Here is a 2699-nt window from a genome sequence, read left to right on the forward strand (position 1 = left end):
CCCAGCGTTGCGCTGATTCCGGGACCGTAAATGCAGGTGAACGCTGAAACGCCTCCCCTATTAAGACAAAAGCGACATATTTTCCGCGCAGTATCCATACGTCACGAAACGCATCCATTTTAACTGCATGCTCTGGTGGGGCTGGCTCCACGCGAGGAACATAGCTAATTACCGGACGATTTTGTTGGCGAAGAGGTTTCATAATCAGTTGCTTCACTAAAGACTAATTCTAAAAATCAGAAAACGGCTATCTTAGCCGATTTTGCCTCCTGACGTCCTGCCTTGCGTGCGCTGTTTGCCTGGTTCATCGCGCTTTACGCCCTCGGTCAGTTCCTGCACCACTGAGCAAGTGGTCTATAGTTAAAGCTTTTGACGGCAACAACGACCTTTAAGCGATGAAAACAGGAGACGAGTTTAATGTCACAGAATGATAAGCACCCACTCCATCACTCAGCGCCGGTTCATGATGCCAGCGAATCCCAGCCAGGACTTGACTCACTGGCGCCAGCAGACGGTTCACATCGGCCAACACCTGAACCCACACCACCTGGCATGCAGCCCACTACGTCCGGCAGCTTAAAAGCGCCTGACACCAAAAGTGACAAACTCAACGCGCTGGAAAGTTTTCGCAAAGGCAGCGAAGATTTTGCTCTGACAACCAATCAGGGAGTGCGCATCGCGGACGATCAGAACTCTCTGCGCGCAGGAAACCGTGGGCCAACTCTGCTGGAAGACTTTATCCTGCGGGAAAAAATCACCCATTTTGATCACGAACGCATCCCGGAGCGGATCGTACATGCCCGAGGTTCGGCCGCTCATGGTTACTTTCAGCCCTATGCCAGCCTCAGCGCGACGACGAAAGCGGACTTTCTGAGTGATGAAAATAAAATCACCCCGGTTTTTGTCCGTTTCTCTACGGTTCAGGGCGGCGCAGGCTCAGCGGATACGGTCAGAGATATTCGAGGATTTGCGACCAAATTTTATACTGAAGAGGGCATTTTCGATCTGGTGGGAAACAACACGCCAGTCTTCTTCATTCAGGATGCCCATAAATTCCCGGATTTCGTCCATGCGGTAAAACCGGAGCCGCATTGGGCTATCCCACAGGGTCAAAGCGCCCACGATACCTTTTGGGATTATGTCTCGTTACAGCCAGAAACGTTGCACAACGTTATATGGGCGATGTCTGACCGGGGTATTCCACGCAGCTATCGCACGATGGAAGGCTTTGGCATTCACACGTTCCGGTTGATAAATGCGCAAGGGAAAGCCACCTTTGTCCGTTTTCACTGGAAACCGCTGGCGGGCAAAGCTTCGCTGGTATGGGATGAAGCGCAAAAACTTACCGGTCGTGATCCCGATTTTCATCGCCGCGATCTGTGGGAAGCTATTGAAGCAGGCGATTATCCGGAATACGAACTGGGGCTGCAGCTCATTCCTGAAGAAGACGAATTCAAGTTCGATTTTGACCTGCTCGACCCGACCAAGCTGATCCCAGAAGAGCTGGTTCCGGTGCAACGCGTCGGTAAAATGGTGCTGAATCGTAATCCGGATAATTTCTTCGCCGAAAATGAACAAGTCGCTTTTCATCCCGGACACATCGTCCCTGGTATCGATTTTACCAACGATCCCTTGCTGCAAGGCCGCTTGTTTTCGTATACCGATACCCAAATCAGCCGCCTGGGCGGGCCCAACTTCCATGAAATCCCGATTAATCGCCCGACCTGCCCGTACCATAACTTCCAGCGTGACGGTATGCATCGTATGGACATCGATACCAACCCGGCCAACTATGAACCTAATTCCATCAATGATAACTGGCCGCGTGAAACGCCGCCGGGGCCAAAACGCGGTGGATTTGAATCGTATCAGGAACGGATTGAAGGAAACAAAATCCGCGAACGTAGCCCCTCTTTTGGCGAATACTATGCGCACCCTCGCCTGTTCTGGCTAAGTCAGACGCCAATTGAACAGCAGCATATTATCGGCGGATTCAGCTTCGAACTCAGCAAAGTTACGCGCCCCTATATTCGGGAAAGAGTGGTCGAACAGTTAGCCCATATTGATACAGCCCTCGCCGAGGCGGTTGCCGATAATCTCGGTTTTGAGCTAACCGAGGAACAGGCCAAAATCGCCCTACCGGCCAACGTGAATGGTTTGAAAAGTGCGCCGTCACTCAGTTTATATGCGGGTGCGCAAGGTGAGATTAAGGGCCGCGTGGTCGCCATTCTACTTAATGATCAGGTGAAATCGGGCGACCTGCTTGCCATCATGCAAGCCTTACAGGCCAAAGGCGTTCACGCCAAACTGCTCTATTCCCGAATGGGTAATGTGGTTGCCGATGATGGTTCCGTCCTGACAATCGCCGGTACCTTTGCGGGTTCACCATCGCTGACCGTCGATGCGGTTATCGTTCCGTGTGGCAATATCGCAGATATCTCTATGAACGGTGATGCCCGATATTACTTACTCGAAGCGTATAAGCACTTAAAACCTATCGCACTGGCTGGCGATGCGCGTCAGTTTAAAGCAACGTTGGATATCAAAACTGAAGGAGAAGAAGGCGTGGTGGAGGCAGACAGTGCAGACGCACAGTTTATGGATACCCTGCTGACGCTAATGACTGCGCACCGCGTCTGGTCACGCGCCGGAAAAATCGACACGATCCCTGCCTAAAAAAATGCGGCGCATTATGCGCC

Annotated in this window: 2 protein-coding genes; one reads left to right on the top strand and one right to left on the bottom strand. The window is 51.9% G+C overall.

The annotated features are described in order from the left end of the window. On the bottom strand, positions 1-202 hold a 202-nt coding region (cedA, locus tag FDW87_RS14710), incomplete at its 3' end, for a cell division activator CedA (RefSeq protein ID WP_252363194.1). Positions 203-417: 215 nt separating this feature from the next. Here cedA and katE point away from each other — a divergent pair. After that, positions 418-2676, top strand: a complete 2259-nt coding sequence (gene katE, locus FDW87_RS14715) for a catalase HPII (protein WP_137352116.1) — start codon at positions 418-420, stop codon at positions 2674-2676. The last annotated feature ends 23 nt before the right edge of the window (positions 2677-2699 follow it).

This window comes from Citrobacter sp. wls826 (genome assembly GCF_005281245.1).
In the GTDB taxonomy this organism is placed as follows: Bacteria; Pseudomonadota; Gammaproteobacteria; order Enterobacterales; family Enterobacteriaceae; genus Citrobacter; species Citrobacter braakii.